Annotated in this window: 22 protein-coding genes and 1 pseudogene; 15 read left to right on the top strand and 8 right to left on the bottom strand. The window is 37.0% G+C overall.

Translation table 11 applies throughout. From position 1 onward, the window contains the following. The first annotated feature begins 10 nt into the window (after nt 1-10). From NDQ75_RS04950 to NDQ75_RS04940, 3 genes are all read left to right on the top strand, one after another. A complete protein-coding gene (locus NDQ75_RS04950) occupies nt 11-1519 on the top strand; it encodes a GH3 auxin-responsive promoter family protein (RefSeq protein WP_202028289.1) in 1509 nt (502 codons plus the stop codon). 117 nt (nt 1520-1636) lie between these two features. Beyond that, on the top strand, nt 1637-3340 hold the full coding sequence (locus NDQ75_RS04945; RefSeq protein ID WP_202028288.1) for a DUF6909 family protein: 1704 nt from the start codon (nt 1637-1639) through the stop codon (nt 3338-3340). 22 nt (nt 3341-3362) lie between these two features. After that, nucleotides 3363-4448 carry a hypothetical protein gene (locus NDQ75_RS04940; protein WP_202028287.1) on the top strand — a complete coding sequence of 362 codons (1086 nt, stop codon included), beginning with the start codon at nt 3363-3365 and terminating at the stop codon, nt 4446-4448. Between the two features lie 81 nt (nt 4449-4529). Here NDQ75_RS04940 and NDQ75_RS04935 read toward each other — a convergent pair whose 3' ends face one another. Next, nucleotides 4530-4739 carry a DUF6341 family protein gene (locus NDQ75_RS04935; RefSeq protein WP_202028286.1) on the bottom strand — a complete coding sequence of 70 codons (210 nt, stop codon included), beginning with the start codon at nt 4737-4739 and terminating at the stop codon, nt 4530-4532. 48 nt (nt 4740-4787) lie between these two features. Here NDQ75_RS04935 and NDQ75_RS04930 point away from each other — a divergent pair, with 48 nt between their 5' ends. Next, a complete protein-coding gene (locus tag NDQ75_RS04930) occupies nt 4788-5711 on the top strand; it encodes a DUF6427 family protein (RefSeq protein ID WP_202028285.1) in 924 nt (307 codons plus the stop codon). Here the strand turns inward: NDQ75_RS04930 and upp are convergent. Beyond that, nucleotides 5700-6356: a uracil phosphoribosyltransferase gene (gene upp, locus NDQ75_RS04925; RefSeq protein ID WP_202028284.1), complete on the bottom strand. Its 657-nt coding sequence runs from the start codon at nt 6354-6356 to the stop codon at nt 5700-5702. The genes NDQ75_RS04930 and upp overlap by 12 nt on opposite strands. Before the next feature lie 252 nt (nt 6357-6608). Between upp and NDQ75_RS04920 the strand changes: the two genes are divergently transcribed. From NDQ75_RS04920 to sufD, 9 genes are all read left to right on the top strand, one after another. Next, on the top strand, nt 6609-7208 hold the full coding sequence (locus NDQ75_RS04920; protein WP_202028283.1) for a DUF4254 domain-containing protein: 600 nt from the start codon (nt 6609-6611) through the stop codon (nt 7206-7208). 3 nt (nt 7209-7211) lie between these two features. Further along, nucleotides 7212-7946 carry a glycosyltransferase gene (locus tag NDQ75_RS04915; protein ID WP_202028282.1) on the top strand — a complete coding sequence of 245 codons (735 nt, stop codon included), beginning with the start codon at nt 7212-7214 and terminating at the stop codon, nt 7944-7946. A gap of 75 nt (nt 7947-8021) precedes the next feature. After that, the gene (locus tag NDQ75_RS04910; RefSeq protein WP_202028281.1) at nt 8022-9053 is read left to right on the top strand and encodes a glycosyltransferase family 9 protein; all 1032 of its coding nucleotides are present in this window, start codon (nt 8022-8024) and stop codon (nt 9051-9053) included. A gap of 162 nt (nt 9054-9215) precedes the next feature. Then, nucleotides 9216-9545, top strand: coding sequence for a HesB/IscA family protein (locus NDQ75_RS04905; protein ID WP_202028280.1), 330 nt, complete (start codon nt 9216-9218; stop codon nt 9543-9545). 34 nt (nt 9546-9579) lie between these two features. After that, nucleotides 9580-9954: a four helix bundle protein gene (locus NDQ75_RS04900; protein ID WP_202028279.1), complete on the top strand. Its 375-nt coding sequence runs from the start codon at nt 9580-9582 to the stop codon at nt 9952-9954. Nucleotides 9955-9988: 34 nt separating this feature from the next. After that, a complete protein-coding gene (gene sufB / locus NDQ75_RS04895; RefSeq protein WP_202028278.1) occupies nt 9989-11434 on the top strand; it encodes a Fe-S cluster assembly protein SufB in 1446 nt (481 codons plus the stop codon). Between the two features lie 77 nt (nt 11435-11511). Next, nucleotides 11512-12264 carry a Fe-S cluster assembly ATPase SufC gene (sufC, locus tag NDQ75_RS04890; protein ID WP_202028277.1) on the top strand — a complete coding sequence of 251 codons (753 nt, stop codon included), beginning with the start codon at nt 11512-11514 and terminating at the stop codon, nt 12262-12264. A gap of 44 nt (nt 12265-12308) precedes the next feature. Further along, nucleotides 12309-12701 carry a four helix bundle protein gene (locus NDQ75_RS04885; RefSeq protein WP_202028276.1) on the top strand — a complete coding sequence of 131 codons (393 nt, stop codon included), beginning with the start codon at nt 12309-12311 and terminating at the stop codon, nt 12699-12701. Between the two features lie 64 nt (nt 12702-12765). After that, nucleotides 12766-14082 carry a Fe-S cluster assembly protein SufD gene (gene sufD / locus NDQ75_RS04880; protein ID WP_202028275.1) on the top strand — a complete coding sequence of 439 codons (1317 nt, stop codon included), beginning with the start codon at nt 12766-12768 and terminating at the stop codon, nt 14080-14082. 193 nt (nt 14083-14275) lie between these two features. On the opposite strand, the gene NDQ75_RS04875 is transcribed toward sufD, so the two are convergent. Beyond that, complete coding sequence (locus NDQ75_RS04875) at nt 14276-15373, bottom strand: lipid II:glycine glycyltransferase FemX (protein WP_202028274.1); 1098 nt, start codon at nt 15371-15373, stop codon at nt 14276-14278. Nucleotides 15374-15593: 220 nt separating this feature from the next. On the opposite strand from NDQ75_RS04875, the pseudogene NDQ75_RS04870 reads away from it, so the two are divergent. Further along, nucleotides 15594-16214: pseudogene (locus tag NDQ75_RS04870) on the top strand (DUF1028 domain-containing protein); the annotation flags it as partial. 128 nt (nt 16215-16342) lie between these two features. Here NDQ75_RS04870 and NDQ75_RS04865 read toward each other — a convergent pair. Continuing rightward, nucleotides 16343-17224 (bottom strand): RluA family pseudouridine synthase, encoded by an 882-nt coding sequence (locus NDQ75_RS04865; RefSeq protein WP_207190434.1) that lies wholly within the window; start codon nt 17222-17224, stop codon nt 16343-16345. 146 nt (nt 17225-17370) lie between these two features. Here NDQ75_RS04865 and NDQ75_RS04860 point away from each other — a divergent pair, with 146 nt between their 5' ends. Next, nucleotides 17371-18957 (top strand): calcineurin-like phosphoesterase C-terminal domain-containing protein, encoded by a 1587-nt coding sequence (locus tag NDQ75_RS04860; RefSeq protein WP_202028273.1) that lies wholly within the window; start codon nt 17371-17373, stop codon nt 18955-18957. A gap of 38 nt (nt 18958-18995) precedes the next feature. Here the strand turns inward: NDQ75_RS04860 and NDQ75_RS04855 are convergent, their stop codons facing one another. The 4 genes from NDQ75_RS04855 to NDQ75_RS04840 all read right to left on the bottom strand — a co-directional run bounded on the left by NDQ75_RS04855 (nt 18996) and on the right by NDQ75_RS04840 (nt 25384). Further along, a complete protein-coding gene (locus NDQ75_RS04855) occupies nt 18996-19829 on the bottom strand; it encodes an endonuclease/exonuclease/phosphatase family protein (RefSeq protein ID WP_202028272.1) in 834 nt (277 codons plus the stop codon). After that, entirely contained in the window at nt 19826-20683 is an 858-nt protein-coding gene (locus tag NDQ75_RS04850) for a glycoside hydrolase family 16 protein (RefSeq protein ID WP_202028271.1), read from the bottom strand. The genes NDQ75_RS04855 and NDQ75_RS04850 overlap by 4 nt, the downstream gene beginning before the upstream one ends. A gap of 147 nt (nt 20684-20830) precedes the next feature. Further along, nucleotides 20831-22411 (bottom strand): RagB/SusD family nutrient uptake outer membrane protein, encoded by a 1581-nt coding sequence (locus NDQ75_RS04845; protein WP_202028270.1) that lies wholly within the window; start codon nt 22409-22411, stop codon nt 20831-20833. Nucleotides 22412-22423: 12 nt separating this feature from the next. Continuing rightward, complete coding sequence (locus NDQ75_RS04840; protein ID WP_242513658.1) at nt 22424-25384, bottom strand: SusC/RagA family TonB-linked outer membrane protein; 2961 nt, start codon at nt 25382-25384, stop codon at nt 22424-22426. Nucleotides 25385-25631: the final 247 nt, after the last annotated feature.

Genomic DNA, 25631 nt, shown 5'->3' with positions numbered 1-25631 from the left:
AAAACTAAGCATGTCTTTAAAATCTTTTGCAGCCAGTCTATTTGCCAAATACATTCATTGGAAAGATCAAAAATGGATCAACAACCCCATTGAAGCCCAAGATGCGGTATTTGCTTCTTTAATTGAAAAAGCAAAAAATACTTCCTTCGGAAAAGACCATCAATTTAACGACATACAATCACACGAAGATTTCACCAAGTATGTTCCTGTTCGCGATTACGAAGCACTGAAACCATATGTAGAAAGAGTAGTTAACGGAGAAGAAGATATTTTATGGCCAGGAAAGCCGTTATATTTCGCCAAAACGTCGGGTACTACATCGGGTGCAAAATACATCCCGATTACTAAAGATTCTATGCCCAACCATATTGAAGCAGCCAGAAATGCCATCCTTAGCTATATCCACGAAACTGGAAATACCAAGTTTGTAGATGGTAAAATGATTTTTCTTCAAGGGAGTCCGGTACTTCAGGAAAAAAACGGAATTAAATTAGGACGCTTATCGGGAATCGTTGCCCATTACGTGCCGGGCTATCTTCAGAAAAATCGTTTGCCTAGCTGGGAAACCAATAAAATTGAAGATTGGGAAACAAAAGTAGATGCAATCGTCGTGGAAACATTGCCCGAAAATATGACTGTTATCAGCGGGATTCCTTCGTGGGTACAGATGTACTTTGAAAAGATTCAACAGAAAACAGGAAAAAAAGTTGGAGACGTCTTCAAAAACTTTAATCTGTTCATCTACGGAGGTGTAAATTTTGAACCCTACCGTGCCAAATTTGAACAGCTTATCGGCCGAAAAGTGGACAGCATAGAACTTTTTCCTGCTAGTGAAGGTTTTTTCGCCTATCAGAACGCTCAAAAAGACCATGGAATGTTGTTACTTTTGGACGCAGGCATCTTTTATGAGTTTATTAAAGCAGATGAATTCTATGAGGAAAATCCACGAAGGCTCACCTTAAAAGATGTGGAAATAGGTGTGAATTACGTGCTTATTATTTCCACAAATGCCGGACTTTGGAGTTATAATGTTGGTGATACGATTCAGTTTACCTCCGTAAAACCCTATAAAGTTATTGTTTCCGGTAGGATAAAACACTTTATTTCGGCTTTTGGTGAGCACGTTATCGCAAAAGAAGTGGAACAAGCCATGAAAGAAGCTTTAACTTCTTTTGATGCCTCCATCAATGAATTTACTGTAGCACCACAGGTAAACCCTGAAAACGCTGAACTGCCCTACCACGAATGGCTTATTGAGTTTGAAAAAGAACCAAGCGATTTGGCTGGTTTGGCCAAGCAAATTGATAAAAGCTTACAACAGCAAAATAGCTATTATTTTGATTTAATTGAAGGCAAAGTGCTTCAGCAGCTTAAAATAACATCATTAAAGAGTGGTGCATTCTCTCGCTACATGAAATCTCAAGGAAAACTTGGTGGCCAAAACAAAGTTCAACGATTGTCTAACGACCGAAAATTAGCGGACGAACTTTATAACGACCGAGAAAGTGACAAAATATAGCCGAATTTCAATCATTTTTTGGGAAAAAGAAAAATTCAAGATGGCTTCGTTAAGTAAATACTCACAAAAAACATAAAATATAAAAAGAACTTGTATTTTTGTTCAGTAAAACAAGGTATGAGTAAAATTAAGTCTAGAACGAGAGCCCAAGAATCTTCTGGGGCGATAGAGCGAATGTATATCGCTATGAGACACCTATTTAACCGTGGTTTCTACAAACCGATGGGTGTTTCAGGAGAAACTTTACGGGAATCTTTATTACAATTACGTCCTGAAATATACGGCTCGGTAGCCGAACAGAAATTAGAATTAAACGGTTTAGTTTATATTCTTGACCGACTTCCTATGGGAATCGAGCAGTGCCGGTACATCAATTTAACTTCTGAAGAGGGATACAAACATTCCAGTTTTCAAGTAATTGTTCCTCCGAAAAGACGCAGAAATTGCTACCGAATCGACAGCGAGCAGATGAATATTGAAATTACCCGTGGTCGGTCGGACATTTATGACATTTTAACACACCTTACCTTTCTTTTTATTGAATCCCACAAAATTGCCGATAATGTTTTTATTGAAGAATCGGGACAAACCATTCGCGATTGGCAAAAATTGGAGGAGGCTGTTAAGAAGAAAAAGCTTACTCAGCCGGAAAGGGAAATAGCACTAAGCCATGCAGCTAGCATTGTTGGTAGAACTTTTGAAGAATGTTTGGCGGCACACAAAGTTTTTGCCACCAAAGAGAATCCAGAACGTTTTTTAAAAATCGTTTATTGGATGGGTAAAATTGCTTTGGAAGAAATTATCGATGCAAACAAGCGAACCATCACATTTAGTCCTGTGCTTCGCGAGCGATTGGGTCACCATATTCATGGGGAAATTTGGGCAAATAACATAAAACGAGTTTTAAAAGAACACAATTTATTACAAAGGCCGCTTCATATTATTAGTGCCAACATGCACAGTGTTATGAACTCCCTTTTTGCTTCGGCCGTGTTGAAGAAAGAATTCAGCAGTCAGAAAAACGATTACGACGTTTACGAAATGCTTAGTCAGCCCGAGAGCTCCTTGCTACGCGGCAAAGTGAAAGCTTTTGCCGAAAAAAATGGCATGATCAGCATAGATGACACTTCTGGGACGAACATCGATGTTCAAATTTTTGATACCGCAAAAATTGATTTTGAGAAAATAAATTTTACTTTTGATGCGCAAGTTGAAAAAGACAACATGCCCGTTCTTTTTGTAATGGATTATGCGTTTGGCGAACAAGCCTATGAAACCATTGATGAGCTATTAAAACCGTACAAATCTAAAGGGGATAAACCAACCTTTTTGAATGTTGAGTCGGTTTCCATCATGGGAAAAGCCGGTATTCTAGAAGGAGGCAAAGGAGATTTAATGATTCCGAATGCCCATATTTTTGAAGGAACCGCCGATAATTACCCATTTAAGAACGAATTGTGCGCTGCTGATTTCGAAGGCAACGGATTAAAAGTTTTTGAAGGAACCATGATAAGTGTTTTGGGCACTTCCCTTCAAAACAAAGATATTTTAAAGTTCTTTTATGACAGCACATGGAATGTAATTGGTTTGGAGATGGAAGGAGCGCATTACCAAAAAGCGATACAATCGGCTTCTAGGATACGCAAGAGTATTTCCGAAGATGTAAAAGTTAGGTATGCTTATTACGCTTCCGATAATCCATTAGAAACAGGAAGTACATTAGCTTCCGGCGGATTGGGAATAACAGGGGTAAAACCTACATACTTAATTACAAGAAAAATTTTAGAACAAATTTTAAATTGCCAAGAGGCAAATCAATAAAGGATTAAAACAACTAACTAAGATGAGCGAACAAGTTCAACCGAATCAAAACCAGCACCAGAATCAAAACAACAGTTCAGAAGAAATTGATTTAGGTCAACTTTTTAAATTAATTGGAGACGGGTTTAGAAAGTTCTTCAACTTTATTGGAAAGATTTTCAAAGGTATTTTCGGACTTATAATCGCCTTTATGCTTTTTATACAAAGGCATATTATAAAATTTGTTATTGCTGGAATTGTTGGTGTTGCTTTTGGAACATTTTTAGATATTATCAAAAAACCAGTGTATGTTTCTACAATGACTCTGGAACCAAATTTTCAAAGTGTTCAGCAGTTGTACAACAATATTAAGTTCTATAACGAGTTGGCAGAGGCAGAAGATTCAGTTGCATTGGCCGAGGCTCTAGATATTACACAAACCGAAGCTGCTAGTATAAAAGAAATTGAAGCAGAATCGTATTCTGATGAAAACCAAAAAATAAAACTTTTTGATGAATTTGTAAGAAGTTTGGACACCACTACGCAAAAGGCAATAGATATGGAAAAATATCTTGAAAACTTCAACTCTTTTGATGCGAGATTTCATACCGTGGTGGTGAAAGCTACAGATAACAAGGTGGCAAAAAAAATACAAAATCCGATTATCGAATCCATATCTAATAATGACTATTTTAAAACTCAAAAGAAAACACGAAAGGATAATTTAAATTTTCAAGATAGGATTTTGGAAAAACAACTTGTGGAAATAGATTCTTTGCAAATGCTCTACAAAAGAGTCATGGAAAAAGAAGCGGAGAAACCCATGCAAGGAACCAACATCAATTTAGCCGATGGAAACGGCCAACAAAACAAAGAACTCGCTCTCATCAAGCAAATCGATGAGATTAAAGAAAGTATTGTAGAAATCCAACAAGAGCGAGCTAATAAGTCGGAGATTGTGAATGTAATTTCTGACTTCCCACGTCGTGGGGTTGAACAAAAAGGGATTTTTAGAAGCTATAAATTTTTAATCCCAGTAGCATTACTTGGCTTGGTATTACTAGCACTTTCCCTTTTAGAGCTGAACAAATTCTTAAAAGAATACAGCCTCCAGCAGAAGAAAAATTAGTGACAAACTAAATAAGCATCAATAAAAAATCCTATCGTTTTCACGATAGGATTTTTTTATAAACTGAAGTTATTTTAAATCTTATTGAACCGGCTGATAAGTATCTTTTTCGTGTTCGCTAAAAATCTTCATTTGCTTCATCCAATAAAAGAAAGCTGCAAAACCAATTAATATAAAGATTGTATTGATAGCGTTAGACAACCACCAGCTATCTAGAAAACGTAATGCGTCCAATGGAACGAACAATACCTCTTCAAATAAATACTGAATACCGTAGAAAAAGTCACTCATGAGTAAAAGAAATATTAAATTTACAGCACAAAAATACAAAAACCCACCATGATTTCAAGCATTTTTGATAGAACTAACCCCGTTAATTTTATAATTTTAGCTTTTTTTCTTTCATTATTTATGGTTGGTGGCTTCTTTCTATATCTCCATGCACCATTTAACATTCAAATTCTCTGGAAACTTTTTCAATCTTTTGTTCTTATTCTAATATCATTGTTCTTAGTCGATTTTGTAAATCGCAAGAACTTTTTAACCCGAAGTCATTCGTATACCATCTTCTTTTTTGTGCTGGTTTTCTGCCTATTCCCGAAAATTTTTAATGAAATAAACCTATTGATCGCTAATGCTTTTATTCTTCTGTCCTTTCGAAGACTCGTAAGTATTCGCTCCAATAAGGATGTGGAAATCAAAATTTTTGACGCCTCACTTTGGGTTTTTATCGCCACCTTTTTCTATAGCTGGTCGGTATTCTTCATTCTTTTGGTTTATGCTAGCATTTTTCTCTACAAGAAGAACGATTACCGAAACTTATTAATTCCATTGGTTGCTTTCTTTACGGTACTTTCCATAACTTTTACTGCCTTCTACCTTCTAAATGATTTGCAAACATTTTATGGGTACTTGCTTTTATTGCCCAAACTTGTACTTGAAAAATATGAAGATTTCCGGTATATCGTCCCTCTCATTTTTCTATTCATTATGGGTGTTTGGAGTACCATTGCTTTTTTTATTCGGAAACAAAGTAAATCGTTTGTAACGAGGGTTCCGGGCATTTTGATTATGGTAATGCTCGGTATTGCCATCTTAGTAGCTATTGTTTCTGAAAGCGCGAATACTTCCGAAGTAATTTTTAGTATTTTTCCTTTATCTGTTATAATGGCCAAATATGTAGAAAGCATTAACCGACTTTGGCTCAAAGAGATTTTTCTTTGGTCTTTTATTGTAATGCCCTTTGTAACGTTATTTCTGTAACCGTTCGCCAAACGCTAAATCGCCGGCGTCACCTAGACCGGGAACAATATACCCTTTTTGGTTCAGTTCTTCATCGATATCCCCAATCCATAATTGGGTGTCTTTTGGCAGCTGTTTTTCTAAAAATTCCACACCTGCCTGCGCACCGACCACAGAAAGTATATGAATTTCTCTTGGTAACCCAACTCTTGAAAGTGCCTCGAAAGTGGCTAAAAGGGACTGCCCCGTGGCCAACATAGGATCTGCCAGCACAAGAACTTTATTATCCAGCTTTTGCGATGCCAAGTATTCTACAGTCACCTCAAACTCATTTTCCGGATTTTGATAACGGTAAGCTGAAATAAAAGAACAATCCGCCCAATCTAAATAATTTAAAACTCCTTGGTGTAATGGCAAACCAGCACGTAAAATGGAACATACTACCAATTCATCGTCAACCAAAGAAGTCTCTTTTTTCCCTAAAGGAGTCGAAACATCTTCTGTTGAAAAATGAAGCGTTTTGCTCATTTCATAAGCAAGCACCTCTCCCATTCGCTCAATATTCCTACGGAAACGCATCCGGTCTTTTTGCGTTTTTTCATTTCTCAATTCAGCTAAAAAATGATTTACTATGGAATTCTCAGCGCTCAGGTTATGAATCTTCATTTTTTTGGTTTTTTAAAGGTGCTTAATTCAAATTTAGGAAATTCATCCTTGTTTAAGCCAGAAGCTATTTAATCTTTTATGAATTGGCTAAAAACTGCCTTTTTGCACCCCTATATCGCATTTTTATTGCTCCGTAGCCCTGCTATGCAGCTCAAAAAACACTTCGTATGGGCACAAAACCATCAATTTTTGCTTCAATTCAAAAAGTTTAAATCACTTCTAAGTATATTTGCGTTTTAAAGAAAGATTAGCATGTTTAGCGAACTCGCCTTTGGTGTTTTTGAAGAAAGTATAAAGAATTACCATATTTTGGATTCGGTTGACCAGCCTCTGGAAAACCCATACCCGAAAGATGATATAAAACATCTTTTATACCGAAAAAATTGGATTGACACTGTGCAATGGCATTATGAAGATATTATTAGAGATCCGAATATCGATGCTGAAGAAGCCTTGATTTTAAAAAGAAAAATTGATGCCTCAAATCAAGATCGAACCGATACGGTTGAATATATTGATAGTTTTTTCCTTCAGAAATATAAAAATATTACTCCCAAACCAAATGCCACTATAAATTCCGAAAGTCCGGCATGGGCCATCGACAGGCTTTCCATTTTGGCTTTGAAGATTTATCATATGGAAGAGGAAGCTAAAAGGGAAGAAGCTTCCGAAGAGCATAAAAACAATTGTCGAGCAAAACTTAACGTACTTTTAGAACAAAAGAAAGACCTTTGTTTGGCGATAAATCAGCTACTATCAGATATTGAAGCTGGAAATAAATACATGAAAGTCTATAAACAGATGAAAATGTACAATGATGAAAGCCTAAATCCAGTACTTTACAAAAAATAGAACATGAGCAATAAAAAAGATATCCATATTTTCTGCATGAAGTGGGGAACTCTCTACGACGCCACTTATGTAAACCGTTTGTACAGCATGGTGAAGCGCAATTTAACTTTGCCGTTTACCATGGTTTGTTTTACTGATGACGAAAAAGGAATTGATGAGGATATAAAATGTTATCCCATTCCGGAAGTAAACATCAACTCCAACCTGCCGGAACGCATGTGGAAAAAATTGACCACCTTAAAACAGGACCTATACGGATTGCAGGGAACAGCTTTGTTTTTAGATTTAGATGTGGTTATTGTAGATAACATCGATTGCTTTTTTGAAGATGATAATGAATTCATGATCATTAAAGACTACAACAAACAATGGCGCATTACAGGGAATTCATCGGTATATCGTTTTGAAATTGGCAAGCACGGCTATGTGTATGATTATTTCGTGGAAAATTTTGATACGATTCGAAAAGACCATCGCAACGAACAGGAATATTTGTCTTGGGCAGTGCATGAAAAAGGACTTTTAAACTACTGGCCTACAGAATGGTGCCCGAGTTATAAATACGATTGCGTGTCCCGAATTCCGTTTGCTTTTTGGAAAACGCCTATCATTCCGGAAGGCGCAAAAATTATTATTTTTCACGGCGAGATTAATCCGCATAAAGCCATAAAAGGTGGTCGGGGAAAATGGTACCGCTACGTTCGCCCTGCAAAATGGGTTGCCGATTATTGGAAATAACTGACATAGCCGGTTTAGCCTAAAGAGATTTTTCTAGCCGGCAACCGTTAAACAAAGCATGGAGAAATAGATTCTATGAAGCAACCAAAACATATTTTAGTTATTCGTTTTTCAGATATTGGGGATGCCGCCATTGCCGTTCCTGTCCTGCGTTGTTTGCTTCAGCAGAATAAAAATCTTCAAGTGACGGTAGCCACCAAATCTTTTTTGACTCCCGTCTTTGAAACCGTGGAAGGTGTGTGTGTTACCCCAGCAGACATTCGAGGAAAACACCAAGGTTTAAAAGGACTTGTAAAATTTTATGCTGAAATAAAAAACAATGGCTTTACGGAAATTGCCGATTTGCACGGTTCCTTACGAAGCAATGTAATTAAAGTGCTTTTTAGATTGAAGGGCGTTCGGAATAAAACGATCGACAAGGGAAGACTAGAGAAAAGAAAACTGATAAATGGCACAAATTTCAGTCAGTTAAAATCCACCGCAGAAAGGTATGCAGATGTCTTTAGAAAACTGGGCTATCAAGTAGACCTTTCCAATCATGTTTTTCCTGAAAAACCCCAATTGCCCGCAAAAGTTTATACCATTTTAGAAAAAGACGCTAAAAAATGGATTGGCATCGCACCTTTTGCTTTTTTTGACTCAAAAATGTACCCGATTGATTTGATGGAAAAGGTAATTGCCCATTTTTCAAAAACTCAACATTACAAAATTATCCTTTTTGGAGGACCAAAAGATGAAAAGGAACTCATCCGCTTGTCAGAATCCTATTCCAATACGGTTTTTACCTTCAAAAAATTATCCTTTTCAGAAGAATTGCAACTTATTCCACATTTAGATTTAATGGTTTCCATGGACAGCGGGAACGGGCATCTGGCGGCGATGTGGAATGTTCCCGTAGTGACACTATGGGGGGTTACCCATCCATATGCCGGATTTTATCCTTTTCAGCAGAATAACAATAACACTTTACTTTCCGACAGGGAAAAATATCCGCTCATTCCAACTTCCATTTATGGGAATAAAGCCCCAGAGGATTATAAAGATGTTATGAGAACAATCAGTCCCACTTCCGTAATAAACAAAATGGAAGAACTGCTGAATACTTAACAAGTTTCAAGTATTTCTCTTTTCTGAAAAAATGTCTGTAAGGAATTCGGTTAAATCATAACAAATCCCTATCATTAGATATAATATAATAATGCGATTACGTATGGTAAATCGTGTTTAATATCTTATTTTTGTAAACTATTTAGAAAGAAAGGTTTTATTATGATAAAAGTTTCTGAAACAGCAAAGAAGAAAATCGCCGAATTGATGTCGGATGATGGTTTCAACGTTGCTCAAGATTTTGTGCGTGTGGGCGTTAGGAGCGGAGGATGCAGCGGATTATCATACGACTTAAAATTTGATAAAAGCAAAGCAGATGAAGATAAAATGTTTGAAGACAATGATGTAAAAATTATTGTTGACAAGAAAAGTTTTTTATACCTCATCGGCACAACATTAGAGTATTCCGGCGGACTAAACGGTAAAGGTTTTGTCTTTAACAACCCAAATGCACAAAGAACCTGCGGTTGCGGGGAGAGTTTTTCGTTGTAGGTTTAAGTTTAAGAGTTAAAAAGGAAATAAGTTAATGGCGGGTGCTACCTTTGAAGATTTAGAAGTATATAAACTTACCATTGCTTTTACTATTAAAGTTTTTGATTTGTTGGATGGCCAACAGCTTAAAAAAGAATTTTCCGTTAAAGACCAATTGAAAAGAGCAACGTTATCCATTTCAAATAATATCGCAGAAGGATTTGAACGTGAAACGGATAAAGAATTAATAAGGTTTTTATATTTCTCTAAAGGCTCTGCCGGTGAAGTGAGAAATATTCTGAACATTTTAAAAGAGACAAATTATATAAATGAAGATAAATGGTTGGCGTTAAGAAGTGAAGTTACTATAATTTCCAAACAGCTTTCTAATTACATTAAATATGTTAAACGGCGCTGTCAAACTCCTTAACTCTTTGACTTTTATCTTATTTACTTAAAAGAATATGGCATATACCGAAGAAGAATTAAAAAAAGAGCTCGAAACGAAAGAATATGAGTACGGGTTTTATACCGATATTGAATCGGATACCTTGCCTGTGGGATTGAATGAAGATATTGTTCGAGCGATTTCCAAGAAGAAAAATGAGCCAGAATGGATGACGGAATGGCGGTTGGAGGCCTATCGCGCTTGGACAGAAATGGAAGAGCCGGAATGGGCAAATGTGAAATACAAAAAACCCGATTTTCAAGCGATTTCCTATTATTCAGCTCCTAAAAAGAAACCTCAGTACGATAGTTTGGACGATGTAGACCCTGAATTGTTGGACACTTTCAAAAAACTTGGAATTTCCATCGACGAGCAGAAAAAACTGGCTGGTGTTGCCGTAGATGTGGTAATGGACTCTGTTTCTGTAGCTACTACATTCAAAAAGACGTTGGCAGAAAAAGGCATTATTTTTTGTTCTATTTCTGAAGCGATTCAGGAACACCCAGAATTAGTGAAGAAATATTTGGGAACCGTTGTTCCGAAAAAAGATAATTTCTATGCAGCTTTAAACTCTGCCGTGTTTTCAGATGGTTCTTTCTGCTACATTCCAAAAGGCGTTCGTTGTCCGATGGAATTATCTACCTATTTCCGTATTAATCAGGCAGGAACTGGACAGTTTGAAAGGACATTGGTAGTTGCTGATGAAAGCAGTTATGTAAGTTATTTAGAAGGTTGTACAGCCCCAATGCGTGATGAAAATCAGCTTCACGCTGCCGTAGTAGAACTTATTGCGCTAGATGGCGCTGAAATAAAATATTCTACTGTACAGAACTGGTTTCCTGGAAATAAAGAAGGAAAAGGTGGGGTATTCAATTTTGTTACCAAAAGAGGACTTTGCGAGAAAAACTCCAAAATTAGCTGGACACAGGTTGAAACAGGTTCTGCCGTAACGTGGAAATATCCTTCTTGTATTTTAAAAGGGGATAATTCCGTAGGTGAATTTTATTCTATCGCAGTGACCAACAACTATCAGCAAGCGGACACGGGTACGAAAATGATTCACCTTGGGAAAAACACCAAGAGTACCATTATTTCCAAAGGTATTTCCGCAGGGAAATCACAAAACAGTTACCGCGGATTGGTACAAGTGCAAGGAAGAGCGGAAAATGCCCGTAATTTCTCTCAATGTGATTCACTTTTGATGGGTAACGAGTGTGGCGCACATACCTTTCCATACATCGAAACGAAAAACAAAACAGCACAAATAGAGCATGAGGCAACTACCAGTAAAATTGGGGAAGACCAAATTTTCTATTGCAACCAACGTGGAATCGATACTGAAAAAGCTATCGCATTAATCGTTAATGGTTTCAGTAAAGAAGTTTTAAATAAACTCCCAATGGAGTTTGCGGTAGAAGCTCAAAAATTATTGGAAATTTCATTAGAAGGTTCCGTAGGATAAAAAATAAGCAGTGTTTCATCAAAAAATGAAATTTAAGGATACGCTAACTGAAAATAACAGTATATAACAGAAAACAAATGTTGAAGATTAAAAATTTACACGCCAGTGTAGAAGATAAAGAAATTCTAAAAGGAATTAATCTTGAAGTAAAACCAGGTGAAGTACACGCCATTATGGGTCCAAATGGTTCCGGTAAAAGTACACTTTCCTCGGTTATAGCTGGAAATGAAGATTTTGAAGTTACTGAAGGAACTATTGAGTTTTTAGGTGAAAATATCGACGAATTGGCTCCGGAAGAAAGAGCGCACAAAGGTATTTTCCTCTCGTTTCAATATCCTGTTGAAATTCCTGGCGTAACGGTTACCAATTTTATGAAAACTGCGATTAATGAAACCCGCAGAGCTCAAGGATTGGAAGATATGCCAGCAAATGAAATGTTGAAAAAAATTCGTGAGAAATCAGAGTTATTGGAAATCGACCGTAAGTTTCTTTCCCGTTCTTTAAACCAAGGTTTTTCTGGGGGAGAGAAGAAGCGAAACGAAATTTTCCAAATGGCCATGTTAGAGCCTAAATTGGCAATTTTGGACGAAACGGATTCTGGTTTGGATATTGACGCCCTTAAAATTGTTTCTGATGGGGTCAACAGACTTAAAAGTAAAGACAACGCAGTAGTAGTTATTACGCACTACCAACGTTTGTTGGAATATATAGTTCCAGATTACGTACACGTTTTATTAAACGGAAGAATCGTTAAATCGGGTACGAAAGAGCTTGCTTTAGAGCTTGAGGAAAAAGGATACGACTGGATTAAACAGGAATTGGCGGTTTAGTTTAAAAACGTTCATAGTTTCTAGTTTCTTGTTTGAAGTTTACTATGGGAACAATAAAACAATTTGAGGATTTAGAAATTTGGCAAGAAGCTAGGAGGCTTACTCAAGAAATTATAAAAATCGTAAAAACTACCCATTTAAATGGGGATTTTAAGTTAAGAGATCAGATTAAAGGCTCTTCAGGTTCTGTTATGGATAATATTGCAGAAGGCTTTGAAAGAGATGGAAATATTGAGTTTAGACAATTTTTATCAATAGCAAAAGGGTCTGCAGGAGAAACGAGGTCTCAACTTTACAGAGTTTACGATTCATCATATATTTCAGAAGAAAAGCTTAATGAATTAGTTAAGGATTATAAAAAGTTAAGTCAAAGAATTGCAGCTTTTATTAATTACCTTAATAGAAAAGAATATAAGGGTATAAAATACAAAGAGTAGCTGTTTTTAGAAAAAGTAACCAGAAACTTGAAACAAGAAACAGCAAACTTGAAACAAGAATATAATGGAATTAAAAGATAAGTTAATATCGTCTTTTATGGCTTTTGAAAATCGTGTGGATGTGGACCATCCTGTACACGATATTCGTACAGAAGCGATAAAGGTTTTTGAAGAAAAAGGATTTCCAACAAAGAAGGATGAAGCGTGGAAATACACTTCCCTTAATGCATTGCTAAAAACCGACTACAGTGTTTTTCCGAAGGAAGAATCTGCGTTGGAGTTTAAAGATGTAAAGAAATACTTTATTCACGATATAGATAGCTACAAAATTGTATTTATCGATGGTATTTACAGTTCGCATCTTTCGCAAACTTCTCATGAAGGTTTGGATGTTTGTTTGATGAGTTCTGCGCTTACAAAGCCTAAATACCGATTGATTATTGAGAATTACTTCAATAAAATAGCTAAGAAGGATGATAGTCTTACTTCCTTGAACACGGCTTTTTCAAGGGAGGGTGCATTTATCAATATTCCGAAGGGAAAAGTTGTAGACAAACCGATACAAATCGTTCATTTGGCAACGGGTAAAGAGTCTTCCATTATGCTTCAACCAAGGTCTTTGGTTGTTGTTGGTGAAAATGCGCACGTTCAAATTATTGAAAGACATCAAAGTCTGACTGAAAATCCAGTTTTAACCAATTCGGTAACTGAAATTTTCACACATAAAAGAGGTATCGTAGATTATTATAAAATTCAAAATGATAATCAGCAGGCTTCTTTAATCGATAATACATACATTTCGCAACAGCAAAACAGTCTTGCCTCTGTGCATACGTTTTCTTTTGGTGGTAAATTAACGCGTAACAATCTTCAATTTATTCATAAAGGGGAACACATTAATTCTACCTTAAAAGGGATTACGATTACGGAAGATAAGCAACATGTGGATCACAGTACGTTAGTGCACCACGCGACTCCGAATTGCGAAAGCCACCAAGATTATAAAGGAATTTATGCTGATAGAAGTACAGGTGTTTTCAACGGAAGAATTATCGTAGAAAAAGAAGCACAGAAAACCAACGGTTTTCAGCAGAACAACAATATTTTAATTGACGACAAAGCTACTATTAACGCTAAACCTCAGCTAGAAATTTTTGCTGATGATGTTAAGTGTTCCCATGGTTGTACAATCGGGCAATTGGATGAAGAAGCTTTGTTCTATCTTCAAGCTCGTGGAATTCCTAAGAAAGAAGCCCGTGCACTTCTTATGTACGCTTTTGCCAACAATGTATTGGAAAGTGTAAAAATACCCGAACTAAAAACACGAATCAATAAACTGATTGCAATGAAATTGAATGTTAATATCGGTTTTGATTTATAAAAGCTTTCAATAACAACTTTTAAACCCCGAATAATCCAATGATTATTCGGGGTTTTTTTATTATCCCTTTTTGTCGCCCTCATCGCCTGTACTGAAACTAGCTTCAGTATGTCAAAGGGAAATTAGTATTTGTGCGTTGATACCCTTCGACAAGCTCAGGGTGACACACCAAGTTCAGGAATCATCAAATTTTTTAATTACTGATTTCCTGTAGTCTGAATAAATCGTATTCTTGTTGTTGATACGGATAATCCCAACAGCCCATTCGGTGGAACAAATCGCCTCCAAATCCTTTTTTATAGATATGAACACCACGCAACGGATGCGAATCATTTATGTTTGGCGCTGATCCAAACATATCATATTCGGTGCAACCGTGTTCCTTCGCTAACTTTATGGATTCCCACTGTAAAGCGTAGCTAGCCATTTTATTATTCGGTAAGGACGCACCGTACAAGTAACTTGCTCTTTTATGAGATAAAACTAAAAACATGGAAGCTAGATATTCGCCTTGATAATCGGCCATCAACATTTTTACGGAAACACCTTTCGAGTTATTGTCTTGATTGGTGAGAATATTTTCAAAAAAATCAACATTCTGCAAAGGCATATCATGACGCAAAGCTGTTTCCAAATATAATTGATACCAATCCTCTATTCCTTCTAATCCATACTCCCGAACATTTATGTCCTTTTTTATCGCCTTACGAATACTGTAACGGGTATTATAACGCATGTTGGCCAACAATTCAGATTCTTTCAAAGTAAGGTCGATGAAAAAAGTGTTTTTCGGTAAACTATCGCTGGCACTCTTACGAAGATTGAAATTATTGGTTTTATAATTCACCCTCATTTCTTGAATATTTACTTCCGGAGGTCCCTGCCAATTTCCGTTTGCATCAAAGTATTCATCTTCCGCAGCCCATTGATTTTCCCATAATAAATCGTATCGTATGAAAATACAGTTTGACGGTAAATTCGGTTTTATTCTTTCCGAAAGCTCTTCCAAAAATAAACCTTGATTTTCAAAAGCCGGTTCCAATTTTGGACCGTACGGCACATAGGCATAGCAAAAATTGTCATTTAAGTATTTTATTAGTACTAATAAATCATCTTTCACTTTCGTCGTTCCACCTTCATCAAAACCCAATAATTCTTTTGAAACCGTTATTTCAAAACCTTTTGGTTGAAACCCTTGATCATCTTTCAATCTTCCCCAATAAGGCGTTTGTGGTAAAACGTTTGTCGGACTAATATTCTCTACTTCTTTTTGCTCTACTTTACACAACATCCCATAAAATTTCGGGCAAAACTATAGATTCCCATTTGGAAAAGAAAGCAATATAAGGTTGATTTTTAAGGAATTGAAAATTCCTAAATAGAAGTCTTAACCGACAAAATACTCCTTTAAAATTCTAGGAAAGTATTGAGAATCTTTCAGAACTGTAACAAAGTCAAATAAAATCCATCTTTATAAGTGCAAATCATCATCAATCAAAAAAATCAAATCAATGAAGAATCACGTATTTACCTTAGTCAAAACTAGAATACTCTTAGCAATTCTATGCACACTCACATTTATACCCTCCTATGCAACTTGGTCTATTATTGCGGTGGACAGAACAACGGGCGAGATAGGAATTGCAGGTGCATCCTGCACTTTTGACGTTTCTGGAATTGCGTCCATAGTCCCCGAAAAAGGTGCTATAGTTGTTCAGGCGGCTAGTAACTATTTTGCCAGAATGAAAGCTGTTGAGCTCATGATGGCTGATGCCAATCCAAATGAAATATTAAATGTACTCAAGAACAAGGATTTTGATCCTGAAAAACAACAATACGCTTTTATTTCCCTTTCGGAAGGCGCAAAACCCATTGTTTATTCCGGAGAGGAAATAACGAACTGGAGCGGTTTCAAAATTGCCACGGATGTGGCCGTACAAGGTAATATCTTAGTAGACGAGAATGTTATAAGCAGCGCTTTCGAAGCTTTTCAAGGTTCGGAAGGTAAATCGCTAAATGAGCGTCTCATGCTGGCGCTGGAAGCTGGCGCAAGTGCGGGAGGCGATAAGCGTTGCGGAAAACAACATGCCCGATCTGCCTTTTTAATGGTTTACGATCCTAAAACAAAGTCCATCAACAAACTATCGGTATTTGGCATCAATAAAGACGGAAAACCCGCCGTATCTTTGCTTAAAAAGAAGTTTGAGAAATCGATGTCCTACCACCCTTCCATTCCTCCTTTTAAAACTCATTTTAAAAATTACGAAGGAAAAAGCTTTTCAAATTTTTTGGGCAAAGGTTCTTTAACCTCAACTATTGATTCCGTAAATGGGTGTGTAAAATTCAAACTATATGCATGTAAATACAATCCTTTTCCTTTTAAAATAAGGTCTTCTCGGCTATATTGTTGATCGCCTAGAATAGGATTTCCAATACTGGACAAATGCTTCCTTAATTGATGCCTTCTTCCTGTTTCGGGAGAAAGTTTTGCCAAATTAAGAAAAGTAAATCGTTTAGAAACTACTGTTTGAAGCACCTCATAATGCGAGCGTGCTTCTTTTTCGTCAATTTGGGATGTAATTTCCCCTGTAGCATCCATTTTTCCGATACAAACGGCAAAGTAAGTTTTCTGAATACGCTTTTCTTCAAATAATTTAGAAAGTTTCCGGATGCTGCTACTCGTCTTTCCAACTAACAACACTCCGGTGGTGGGATAATCCAATCGATGCACGGGTTGCGGTGATGTTGCATCATTGCTGCCACTAGTTAAAAGATTTTGTTCCAAAGCATTGGCAATCGTCTTGAAACGATTACCGCTTACAGCTATGCCTGCCGGTTTAGAAATAACCGCTAAATAATCGTCCTCAAACAAAACCTTCAGAGGAAAAACGAGTTTTTTGATTGAATTTTTTTCCGCGGAAGCGAGAAGCTTAATCTCTTCTCCGCCACAGATGAAAGTTCCCGTTGTGGCAACTACCCCATTCACCAATAATCGTCTTTTTTTGATAGCCTTTTTTAATGCGGACTTTGTTGGAATACTAGAAAAAATACCAACCCCATATTCTTGAAGCCGAATAGGACTTAACTGATTCTCTGCTGTATGGATTTCTAAAATTTTAATACTGAAGCATATAGTTTTCAAGTCTAAATCATTAAAATTTAGAACGATGTGAACGTCAAAAATAATCAATGTTTATTTAATGAATAGATAACATAGAAAATTGTGGACTACTCAGGAATAAAGTACTTTTGAAAATATTATAATGAAAGAATAAAATTTATTTTTTGATGAAAAAAAACTGTATCTCACTTATAGTTTTAGTTACCGTATTGATGACGATTTCTTCTTATTCTCAACAGAAAAAGGTAAAAGGAACTGTTTTTTTAGACCAAAATGAAAACGGTTTGTATGATAAGGGTGAAAGAGGAATAGCCAATGTAGCGCTTTCCAATGGAAGGGATGTCGTACTTACCAACAAAAATGGCGATTATAAAATTAAGGTTGAAAACGACCAAATAGTGTTTTTAATAAAGCCATCAGGTTATATCCCTAAGTTATCAGAAGATTTCGTACAGCAAGCTTACCAAGTTAACAAACCAAATGGCTCTCCAAACCTTCATTTTAAAGGAGCAGCACCAACTACCATACAAAATCCACTAAATTTTCCTCTCTATAAAAATGCTGGAGAAGACACTTTAAAAATAGGTTTAATTGGGGACACACAAACCAAAACTATTGATGACGTTTACTACCTAAGCAAGGTTGTAGCAGAAAAAATGATGGATGAGGAATATGACTTTTTAGTTCCTTTAGGTGATATTACCTACGATAATCTTCGTCTTTTTGAGCCTATAAAAGATGTGTTGGGAAAAGTCCAAGCACCCGTTTATTATGTGTATGGTAACCACGATAGAAATTATGATGGCAAAGACCTAAAATACCGTGATGAGACCTATGAAAACAGCTTTGGCCCTTCGTACTATGCCTTTAATTATGGGTCGCATAGTTTTATAGCGCTGAACAATGTTTTCCCTAAACCTCATCATAATTATGAGGCACGATTGGATGATGACCAATTAAAATTTATAGAAGGCTATTTAAGCACAGTTCCGCAGGAAAACGACGTGCATTTGCTTATGCATATTCCGCTAGAACAATTAATTAATCTGAAAGAATTTTCTCAATTGTTCAAAAATCACCCAAAAGTACACGCTTATGCCGGTCATACGCATACGCAATTTTTTGAAACCATTAAAAACGAAGATGGCTGGAGCGTTAATGCTCCTGTAGAAGAGTTAGTAGCCGGTGCTGTTTGCGGTTCCTGGTGGCATGGGGAAAAAGATATTTTTGGTATCCCGCAAGCAATGATGTCCGACGGTACTCCAAAAGGTTATTGGGTGATGCATTTACAAGCAGATGAAAAAAAATATGAATACAAAGTTTCTGAACCAGACAACCGTCAAATGCATATTTGGACTCCTTTTGACTTTGATAGGGAATTGATTGACTTTGAAGAGAGAAAAATTGTGGCGAATGTCTACGCAGGTAATAAAAATACGGAAGTACAGATAAAAATAGGTGACGGTGATTGGTTGCCGATGAATTATGTGGAAGGATTCGACCCATTCTATGAAAGATTATTTACCCTTCAGAAAAACGGTGTTACTTTAGATCAAAACACGTTGAAAATAGGGAAGCCTAGAAAAAGTTATCACTTATGGGAAATTCCTATTCCAAAAGACCTTGAAAGTGGCATCCACCTCATACAAGTACGCGCCTCCAACGACTACGGATTAGATGTTGAAGGACGCAGCATGCTATTTAATAATACCAATAACGAGCAGTATTTTATTCCGAAGAAGAAAAAGAAATAAAGCTTTCACGTAGCTAATTAATTTATTTGTAGAAAGTTCTATTCCTCCATTTTCAATAATACATACACGGGAAAATGATCGGATGGATATTTTAATGCTTTTGAATCGGTAAGGGTGGCGTATTTTTCAATTCGCAATCCTGATTTTTTATCTGTAAAAATGTAGTCTATTCTTCTGTCGGCAATTTTATCAGCTTTAAATCCGTTAAAAGTACCCTCATTTCCGAAAGTAAGTTTAGCTTCTTTGTAGGAATCCCTCATGGTGTTGGTCAACAACTTTATAGCCTCATCTTCCGGCAAAGAGTTAAAATCCCCCATTAGAACAACGGGTAGGTTTTCTTTATTAATGGCCTTTATTTTAGCTAAAATCAGTTTTACGGATTCCTTTCGGGCTTCTTCTCCCCTATGATCTAAGTGAGTGTTGAGGACATAAAACACTTTCTTGCTATTAGACACTTTAAACTTTCCGTACGTACAAATTCTTGGATACGCAGCATCCCATCCTTTTGAGGGCTGATGTGGCGTTGTAGACAACCAAAAAGTGCCCTGTTTTACATTAGTGAGCTTCTCTGTATTGAAAAATATTGCGCTATGCTCACCTATACTCCCTCCATTTCTTCCTTCTCCGATAAATTTATAATTGGGTAGGCTTTCTTTTATGAATGAAACTTGATGGGGAAGTCCTTCTTGAATTCCCATTACGTCTGGAGCATAAAATTTCACCTGATTTGTTAAAAATTCTTTACGTTTATCCCAAGCATTTTCTCCATCTGAGGCCACGTCCAACCGAATATTGTAGCTCATAAATGCTACATCCTGTGCTTGCATTAACGCTACCGATAGAAATGTGATTATTAAAAGTGCTTTTTTCATTTTTCTGCCTTTTGATATATCCTTACATAATCTACTAGCATTTCTTGTGGGAAAACGCTATCATCAATACCTTTTCTACCGCCCCACATTCCGCCAATGGCAATGTTTATTTTAAGATGGAATTTTTGGTCAAAAGGCCATTCTGCAGTGGTTTTATATTCATTTTTAAATGAGTTATAAACAGTACCGTCGAGCAGAAAATCAATTTTTTCTGGAGTCCATTCAACCGCATAAACATGGTAACTATCATAAGGATCTTCAATAAAAATACTCTTACCTTGCTCAGTTCCGTTCATATGATTGTAAGCCTTGGTATGTACGGTTCCAAAAATAGAATCTGAATTAAAACCAACATGTTCCATTATGTCAATTTCACCTGTTTCTGGCCAACCCACTTCTTTACGATTTTCCCCAAGCATCCAAATGGCTGGCCACAATCCTCTTCCTTTAGGTAATTTGGCTTTTATCTCTATTCGACCATACTTCCAAGCTACTTTACCAGCCGTCGTGACGCTTCCAGCCGAATAACTAGCAAATTCTTCCTTTTCTTGCCATATTTTTCCGTTTGAGTTAAATCTAGCATTCTTGATAGTGTCTTTTTGCGCTCGAATTACCAAATTTCCGTCATTCACAAAAACATTCCTATCGGTATAATATTGTTTTTCCTTATTTCTGATAAAACCCCTTTCAAAATCCCATTTAGTGCTATCTGGCTTGCCATCTTCAGTAAATTCATCTTGCCATACCAGTTGGTATTCTGAATTTACATCTTTAGTTTCTTGACTCTTTTTTGATTCATTGGTACCGCAAGAAACAGCGATAACTGTAAGCGATAAAAAAATTATTCTTTTCATGTGTTGGTGTTTATTTTTTTCAAATGTCACATGGAACCTCCATATTTTCGTCTGTAATGTTTCTAAAAATTATTTATGGATGTTTCATTTTTCTACAAAAAAAATTGGGTGAAGTTGTTTCTTCACCCAATTTACCTATTTTTAAAATTAATATCCGTCGTTTTGGGGGTAGTTTTCTCCCAATAGTTCCAATTCATCCTGTGGAATGGGCCAATTTACCATGTATGGCTGCATTTTTTCCCGAGCCATATCAAAAAAACCTTCGTTACTGGCATGGTCTTGTACATATTCCGTAAGCAAACCTAATCGCTTTAAAAAATAGAAACGTTGCCCTTCGAAACCGAGTTCTCTTGCTTGTTCTTCTACAATATCTATAAGCTGAACAGAAGTTAAAGGAGCCGCATTGGCACGTGTGCGTATAGCATTGATATACTCCAACGCTTTTGATTGGTTTCCTAAGTTTAAATGTGCTTCTGAAGCAATTAAGTAGGTTTCCGCCAGCCTGTAAATCATAATATTACTAATATGGCCTGGTTCGGCTGGTGCAGCATCCTCTTGGCGATATTTTATTACTGAAGGATTCATCGTCCTGTAGTAAAGGTTACGTTGATTTTTATCGCTACTAAATTGATCGTAAACATCTATGGTATCGCCGAGTTCTTTATCTGCCGGTAATGTTGCAGCTTCATTATAAACGTAGTTCATGATGTAATAATTTCCGTTATCACGATCGTCATTTGGATCTTCTTGCAAAAGGTTTCTAAAATAATTATTCATTAATAAAAATCCTCCTCCTCGTGCTCCATTTTCATTGGAAAAAGTAGCACCATCTATTAGGTGATATTGAGGAACGAAGCTAAAATTGATTCTGTTGAAACCTCCACCGCCTACAACGGCCTCTTCGAACTGCATCACAAAAAGGGATTCGCTATGATTCATATCTCCTTCAAAAACCTGCGAAGTTTCAGAAAGAAGGCTGTACCCGCCTTGATTTATGATGGCTTCCGCTTGTTCTGCGGCCTCGTTCCAATCCTTTTGCCATAAAGCATTTTTAGCACGTACGTGTCTGGCAGCCGCTTGCGTCCATCTTCCAAATTCATCGGTTGTCCACGGTAAATATTGAATGGCAAATGCGAGATCTTCATTTATTAAACTGAATATTTCTTCTTTGCTGGATGGCGCCTGAGGACGATCAAAAGCATTGTCTGGGTTTGTTTCTTCCGTAGTAATAAAAATATTACTAAACTGCCTGTAAAGCGTGAAATAAGCCTGTGCTCTTACCATTCTGGCTTCTGCAAGAATTTGGATTTTCTCTTCTTCACTCATTTCAACATTGGGCAGCGCATTAATGATGGCATTGGCCCGGTCTACCAATTTGTACCCATACCGCCAATGTTTTGCCAATCGTTTACTTCCGAAGCTATTTAAGTCGGCTCCCCATCCCAAGCGGGCATAAAACGCTAATTCACCGGTTCTTCCAACGGTAAGATCCGTTTTTGCAATAGGAATTAAAGGTATTGCCGAATTCCACTCAGAATCTGTCCAAATATCCCGTTGTAAATTGTACAATCCCACCACACCAGATTGTAATCCTTCGGGCGTATTGTAAAGGAAATCTGCTGAGGTTTCAGAAAGTAATTCATCTTCTAAATATTCTTCACAAGAAGTGAAACTAATGCCAATAAGCAACAATGCCGCAATTTTTCCTGCTATATCTATTTTTTTCATGACTTTTTGTTTTTATAATCCGAGTTGTACTCCAAATGTTAATCCCCTAGCATCTGGGAACTGTCCTGGGTTGTTTTCAGGACTATACGATTTGTAATCCGTCCACGTAATTAAATTGGTTCCTGTTAGATATATTTTAAACCTTTCCAAACCAATTTGGTCTAAGACCTTCCGTGGTATATTGTAACCAAGTGTTAGCGTGCGTAATCTTTGATAAGAAGCATCATCTACAGCCAAAGATCTTAAGAAGCTAGGTGTTCCTGTACTCGGCCTGATAACTGTGTTGGAGGGGTCTTCTGGAAGGTAGTAATCAACCGCAATTCCGTTTGCTCCACCTTTCAATGCCGCTCCAAGGTTGCCATCAGCAAAGTAAGGGTTGATTTTTGTCGCACCTTCAACAAAGTAAAAATCAGCGAAAAGTTCGAATCCTTTATACCTCACGTTTGTCGTTAAAGAGCCGTACCAATCTGGATTTTGGTCGATAATAATTCTATCATCATCATCTATATCGCCATCGGCATCCAAATCTTTTACCTTTACTTCCCCAACTCTAGCATCTGGCTGCGCAGAGTTTTCTATATCGTCACCGGCTTGCCAAATACCATCAAAAACAAATTGGTGAATGTTATCGATAGACTCTCCAATAAAAAGTCCTTGTGATTCGAAGTCTATTAGATTTCCTTCTTGATCCCTTTCTCCAGCAAGAGAAATCACTTTATTTTCATTTGTAGACCAAATAGCCCCAACCGACCATTGCAATTTGCTGTTGTTGATTATGTTGGTGTTTAAAGTGGCCTCTATTCCTTTGTTTTCTACTTCCCCAATGTTGAATCGGGTAACGTTAAACCCAGAAACCCCTGATAGAATTCTATCCAGCAGAAAGTCTGTTGTAGAAGCATGGTAATATTCTACTGTACCGTTAATAAAGTTGTTGAAGAGCCTAAAATCCAGCCCAGTATTTAAGGTAGTGGTGGTTTCCCATTTTAATGCTGGGTTTGGCAATCTATTTAAAGGAGCAAAACCACCGAATGTATTCCCTCCAAAAACATACGGAAGGTCGTCTGCCAATCCTAAAGATTCACTAGGATTTATACCGTCATTACCTGTGGCACCGTAACTTACACGAAGTTTGAGTTGATTGAACACTTTTGAATCTTTCATAAAAGGTTCCTCATTGATTTTCCAAGCAATGGCTGCTGCTGGGAAATATCCAAATTTTTCATCTTCAGCAAAAACAGAAGACCCATCTGCACGCATGGTTAGCGTTAATAAATACCTATCTAGAAAACTATACCTTGCCCTTCCCATAAAGGAAACCAACCTTCTTCTGCTTACATCACGGGAAGTTGCCCTAATAATATCCGCTTTTCCGTTATAACTCAAATTATCATTGGCAAAACCAGATTTAGTAACTGAAGTTTCGGTTGTTTTTCTTTGGTTAAAAGCATTTACAGCGGTAAAATCCAATGAATGTTTTTCTCCGATATTCGGACTATAATCAAAAATGTTTTCAATTAAATATTCCTCATAGTTGTAATCACCCAATGTGGCAAGTCCCCTTATATCGCCATCGCCTGCAGGGTGCGTAGAAGAATTGTAAATTCCTTGTTTTCCGTCGCGAACTCTTGAAAAGGCATTAAGTTTATACGAAAAGTTTGGAGTGAATTGGTACAATCCTACCAAATTTAAATCCCGAAGGTTTCTAAAAACATCGTTATCTGCTTCCCTAATATTCCAAAGCGGATTAACGGTTAATTTACCGTCTCCTAAAGGTTCCCGTATTAACTCCCCATTTTCGTCGAATGGTTTTGCTAATGGTGAAATATTGATCACGTCTAGATTTCCCGTTTCAATATTCTGTTCACTCTTTTGAATGTTAATATTGGTTTGAAGACTTAACTTATCGGTAATTTGCTGGTCGAGATTTAAACGGAAGGTCCCCCTTTTAAAACCAGAAGTAGGGATGATTCCGTCCTGATTGAAGTAATTTATACTCGTGTAAACTTTAGTTCGTTCCCCTCCACCGGAAGCGCTTAACGTATGGCTGGTAATCAATGCATCGTTAATTACCAGATCTTCCCAATCTACGTAATTTTCATTTTCAATAGCTTCTAATTCAAAAGGTTCAAAAATGGTAGCATCTTCTAAATATTCTTCTTCATTATCAGTCCTAAACGCCTCTCTTCTCACCTGCGCATATTCTTCCGCTGAAAAAATATCGAAGTTTTTAGTAAGGCTTTGGTTGGTGGTATATCCGTGGTAATTCACTTTAAAAACACCTTCCTTTGCTCTTTTTGTAGTGATTAGAATTACTCCGTTGGCCGCCCTTGCCCCATAAATAGCTTGAGAACTGGCATCTTTAAGGATTTCTACGGAAAGAATATCGTCTGGAGCAACATCGTTTATGTTATCGTAAGGAACTCCATCTACAATAATAAGTGGATCGTTACCTACCAAGGAAACCTTTCCCCTTATTAAAATATTGGAACTCCCTCCAGGTCTGGCATCACTTAAATTCACCTGTACCCCAGCAGCCCTACCCCGAATCATTTCTGACACATTGGTAGTGGGCACCGCTGTAGCTTCGTCTACATCTACACTCGTTACAGCGCCTACCACATCACTTTTCTTAAGCGTACCGTAACCCACAACAACCACCTCATCCAACTGGCTTGTGTTTTCGGTTAATACAATGTTTGAAAAATCGTCATTTATATCTTTTTCTATGGTTTTAAACCCAAGAAAAGAGATTAAAACAGCCTCTGCTTTCTCTGGTATTTGTATTTTAAAATTACCGTCGAAATCTGTAACCACTCCTTTTGAAGAGTTCTTAACCGCTACGGTAGCTCCGGGAAGTGGCACCCCCTGCGAATCCACCACTTTTCCAGTGATAGTGTTTTGAGCAATTGCGTTGGTTCCTAGCAACAGTAGAAACAACATAATTGAAGCTCTCAACAATTTCCTAAATTCCATGTGTTTTAATTTTTTTGATTGTTTTGGGCAAATGAAATTGATTTAAAGGGAAGCTATTTTGCCTGTTTGTTAACGAATATTAAATTAATTGCAAACATTGGGTTACTTGAAAAAAGAGGACTTACAAAAGGCATACAGCTTAAGAAATAAGCTAAAAACACTGCCATTCAATAGATTGTGTAGCGGGTAGAAGAAGAATCTTCTCCCGAAAATTTAGGGTGTATTTTAAATTGTAGTGGTGTTGTAG

The sequence above is a fragment of the Galbibacter mesophilus genome (genome assembly GCF_023721415.1).
In the GTDB taxonomy this organism is placed as follows: domain Bacteria; phylum Bacteroidota; class Bacteroidia; order Flavobacteriales; family Flavobacteriaceae; genus Galbibacter; species Galbibacter mesophilus.
Note: the sequence above shows the minus strand (reverse complement) of the source record. Positions and strands in the feature narration are given on the sequence as shown.

What these genes read in the sequence shown, in the direction of transcription:
- NDQ75_RS04950 (WP_202028289.1), top strand. Translation starts at nt 11, where the DNA reads ATGTCTTTAAAATCTTTTGCAGCCAGTCTATTTGCCAAATACATTCAT.
- NDQ75_RS04945 (WP_202028288.1), top strand. Translation starts at nt 1,637, where the DNA reads ATGAGTAAAATTAAGTCTAGAACGAGAGCCCAAGAATCTTCTGGGGCG.
- NDQ75_RS04940 (WP_202028287.1), top strand. Translation starts at nt 3,363, where the DNA reads ATGAGCGAACAAGTTCAACCGAATCAAAACCAGCACCAGAATCAAAAC.
- NDQ75_RS04935 (WP_202028286.1), bottom strand. Translation starts at nt 4,739, where the DNA reads ATGAGTGACTTTTTCTACGGTATTCAGTATTTATTTGAAGAGGTATTG.
- NDQ75_RS04930 (WP_202028285.1), top strand. Translation starts at nt 4,788, where the DNA reads ATGATTTCAAGCATTTTTGATAGAACTAACCCCGTTAATTTTATAATT.
- upp (WP_202028284.1), bottom strand. Translation starts at nt 6,356, where the DNA reads ATGAAGATTCATAACCTGAGCGCTGAGAATTCCATAGTAAATCATTTT.
- NDQ75_RS04920 (WP_202028283.1), top strand. Translation starts at nt 6,609, where the DNA reads ATGTTTAGCGAACTCGCCTTTGGTGTTTTTGAAGAAAGTATAAAGAAT.
- NDQ75_RS04915 (WP_202028282.1), top strand. Translation starts at nt 7,212, where the DNA reads ATGAGCAATAAAAAAGATATCCATATTTTCTGCATGAAGTGGGGAACT.
- NDQ75_RS04910 (WP_202028281.1), top strand. Translation starts at nt 8,022, where the DNA reads ATGAAGCAACCAAAACATATTTTAGTTATTCGTTTTTCAGATATTGGG.
- NDQ75_RS04905 (WP_202028280.1), top strand. Translation starts at nt 9,216, where the DNA reads ATGATAAAAGTTTCTGAAACAGCAAAGAAGAAAATCGCCGAATTGATG.
- NDQ75_RS04900 (WP_202028279.1), top strand. Translation starts at nt 9,580, where the DNA reads ATGGCGGGTGCTACCTTTGAAGATTTAGAAGTATATAAACTTACCATT.
- sufB (WP_202028278.1), top strand. Translation starts at nt 9,989, where the DNA reads ATGGCATATACCGAAGAAGAATTAAAAAAAGAGCTCGAAACGAAAGAA.
- sufC (WP_202028277.1), top strand. Translation starts at nt 11,512, where the DNA reads ATGTTGAAGATTAAAAATTTACACGCCAGTGTAGAAGATAAAGAAATT.
- NDQ75_RS04885 (WP_202028276.1), top strand. Translation starts at nt 12,309, where the DNA reads ATGGGAACAATAAAACAATTTGAGGATTTAGAAATTTGGCAAGAAGCT.
- sufD (WP_202028275.1), top strand. Translation starts at nt 12,766, where the DNA reads ATGGAATTAAAAGATAAGTTAATATCGTCTTTTATGGCTTTTGAAAAT.
- NDQ75_RS04875 (WP_202028274.1), bottom strand. Translation starts at nt 15,373, where the DNA reads ATGTTGTGTAAAGTAGAGCAAAAAGAAGTAGAGAATATTAGTCCGACA.
- NDQ75_RS04860 (WP_202028273.1), top strand. Translation starts at nt 17,371, where the DNA reads ATGAAAAAAAACTGTATCTCACTTATAGTTTTAGTTACCGTATTGATG.
- NDQ75_RS04855 (WP_202028272.1), bottom strand. Translation starts at nt 19,829, where the DNA reads ATGAAAAAAGCACTTTTAATAATCACATTTCTATCGGTAGCGTTAATG.
- NDQ75_RS04850 (WP_202028271.1), bottom strand. Translation starts at nt 20,683, where the DNA reads ATGAAAAGAATAATTTTTTTATCGCTTACAGTTATCGCTGTTTCTTGC.
- NDQ75_RS04845 (WP_202028270.1), bottom strand. Translation starts at nt 22,411, where the DNA reads ATGAAAAAAATAGATATAGCAGGAAAAATTGCGGCATTGTTGCTTATT.
- NDQ75_RS04840 (WP_242513658.1), bottom strand. Translation starts at nt 25,384, where the DNA reads ATGGAATTTAGGAAATTGTTGAGAGCTTCAATTATGTTGTTTCTACTG.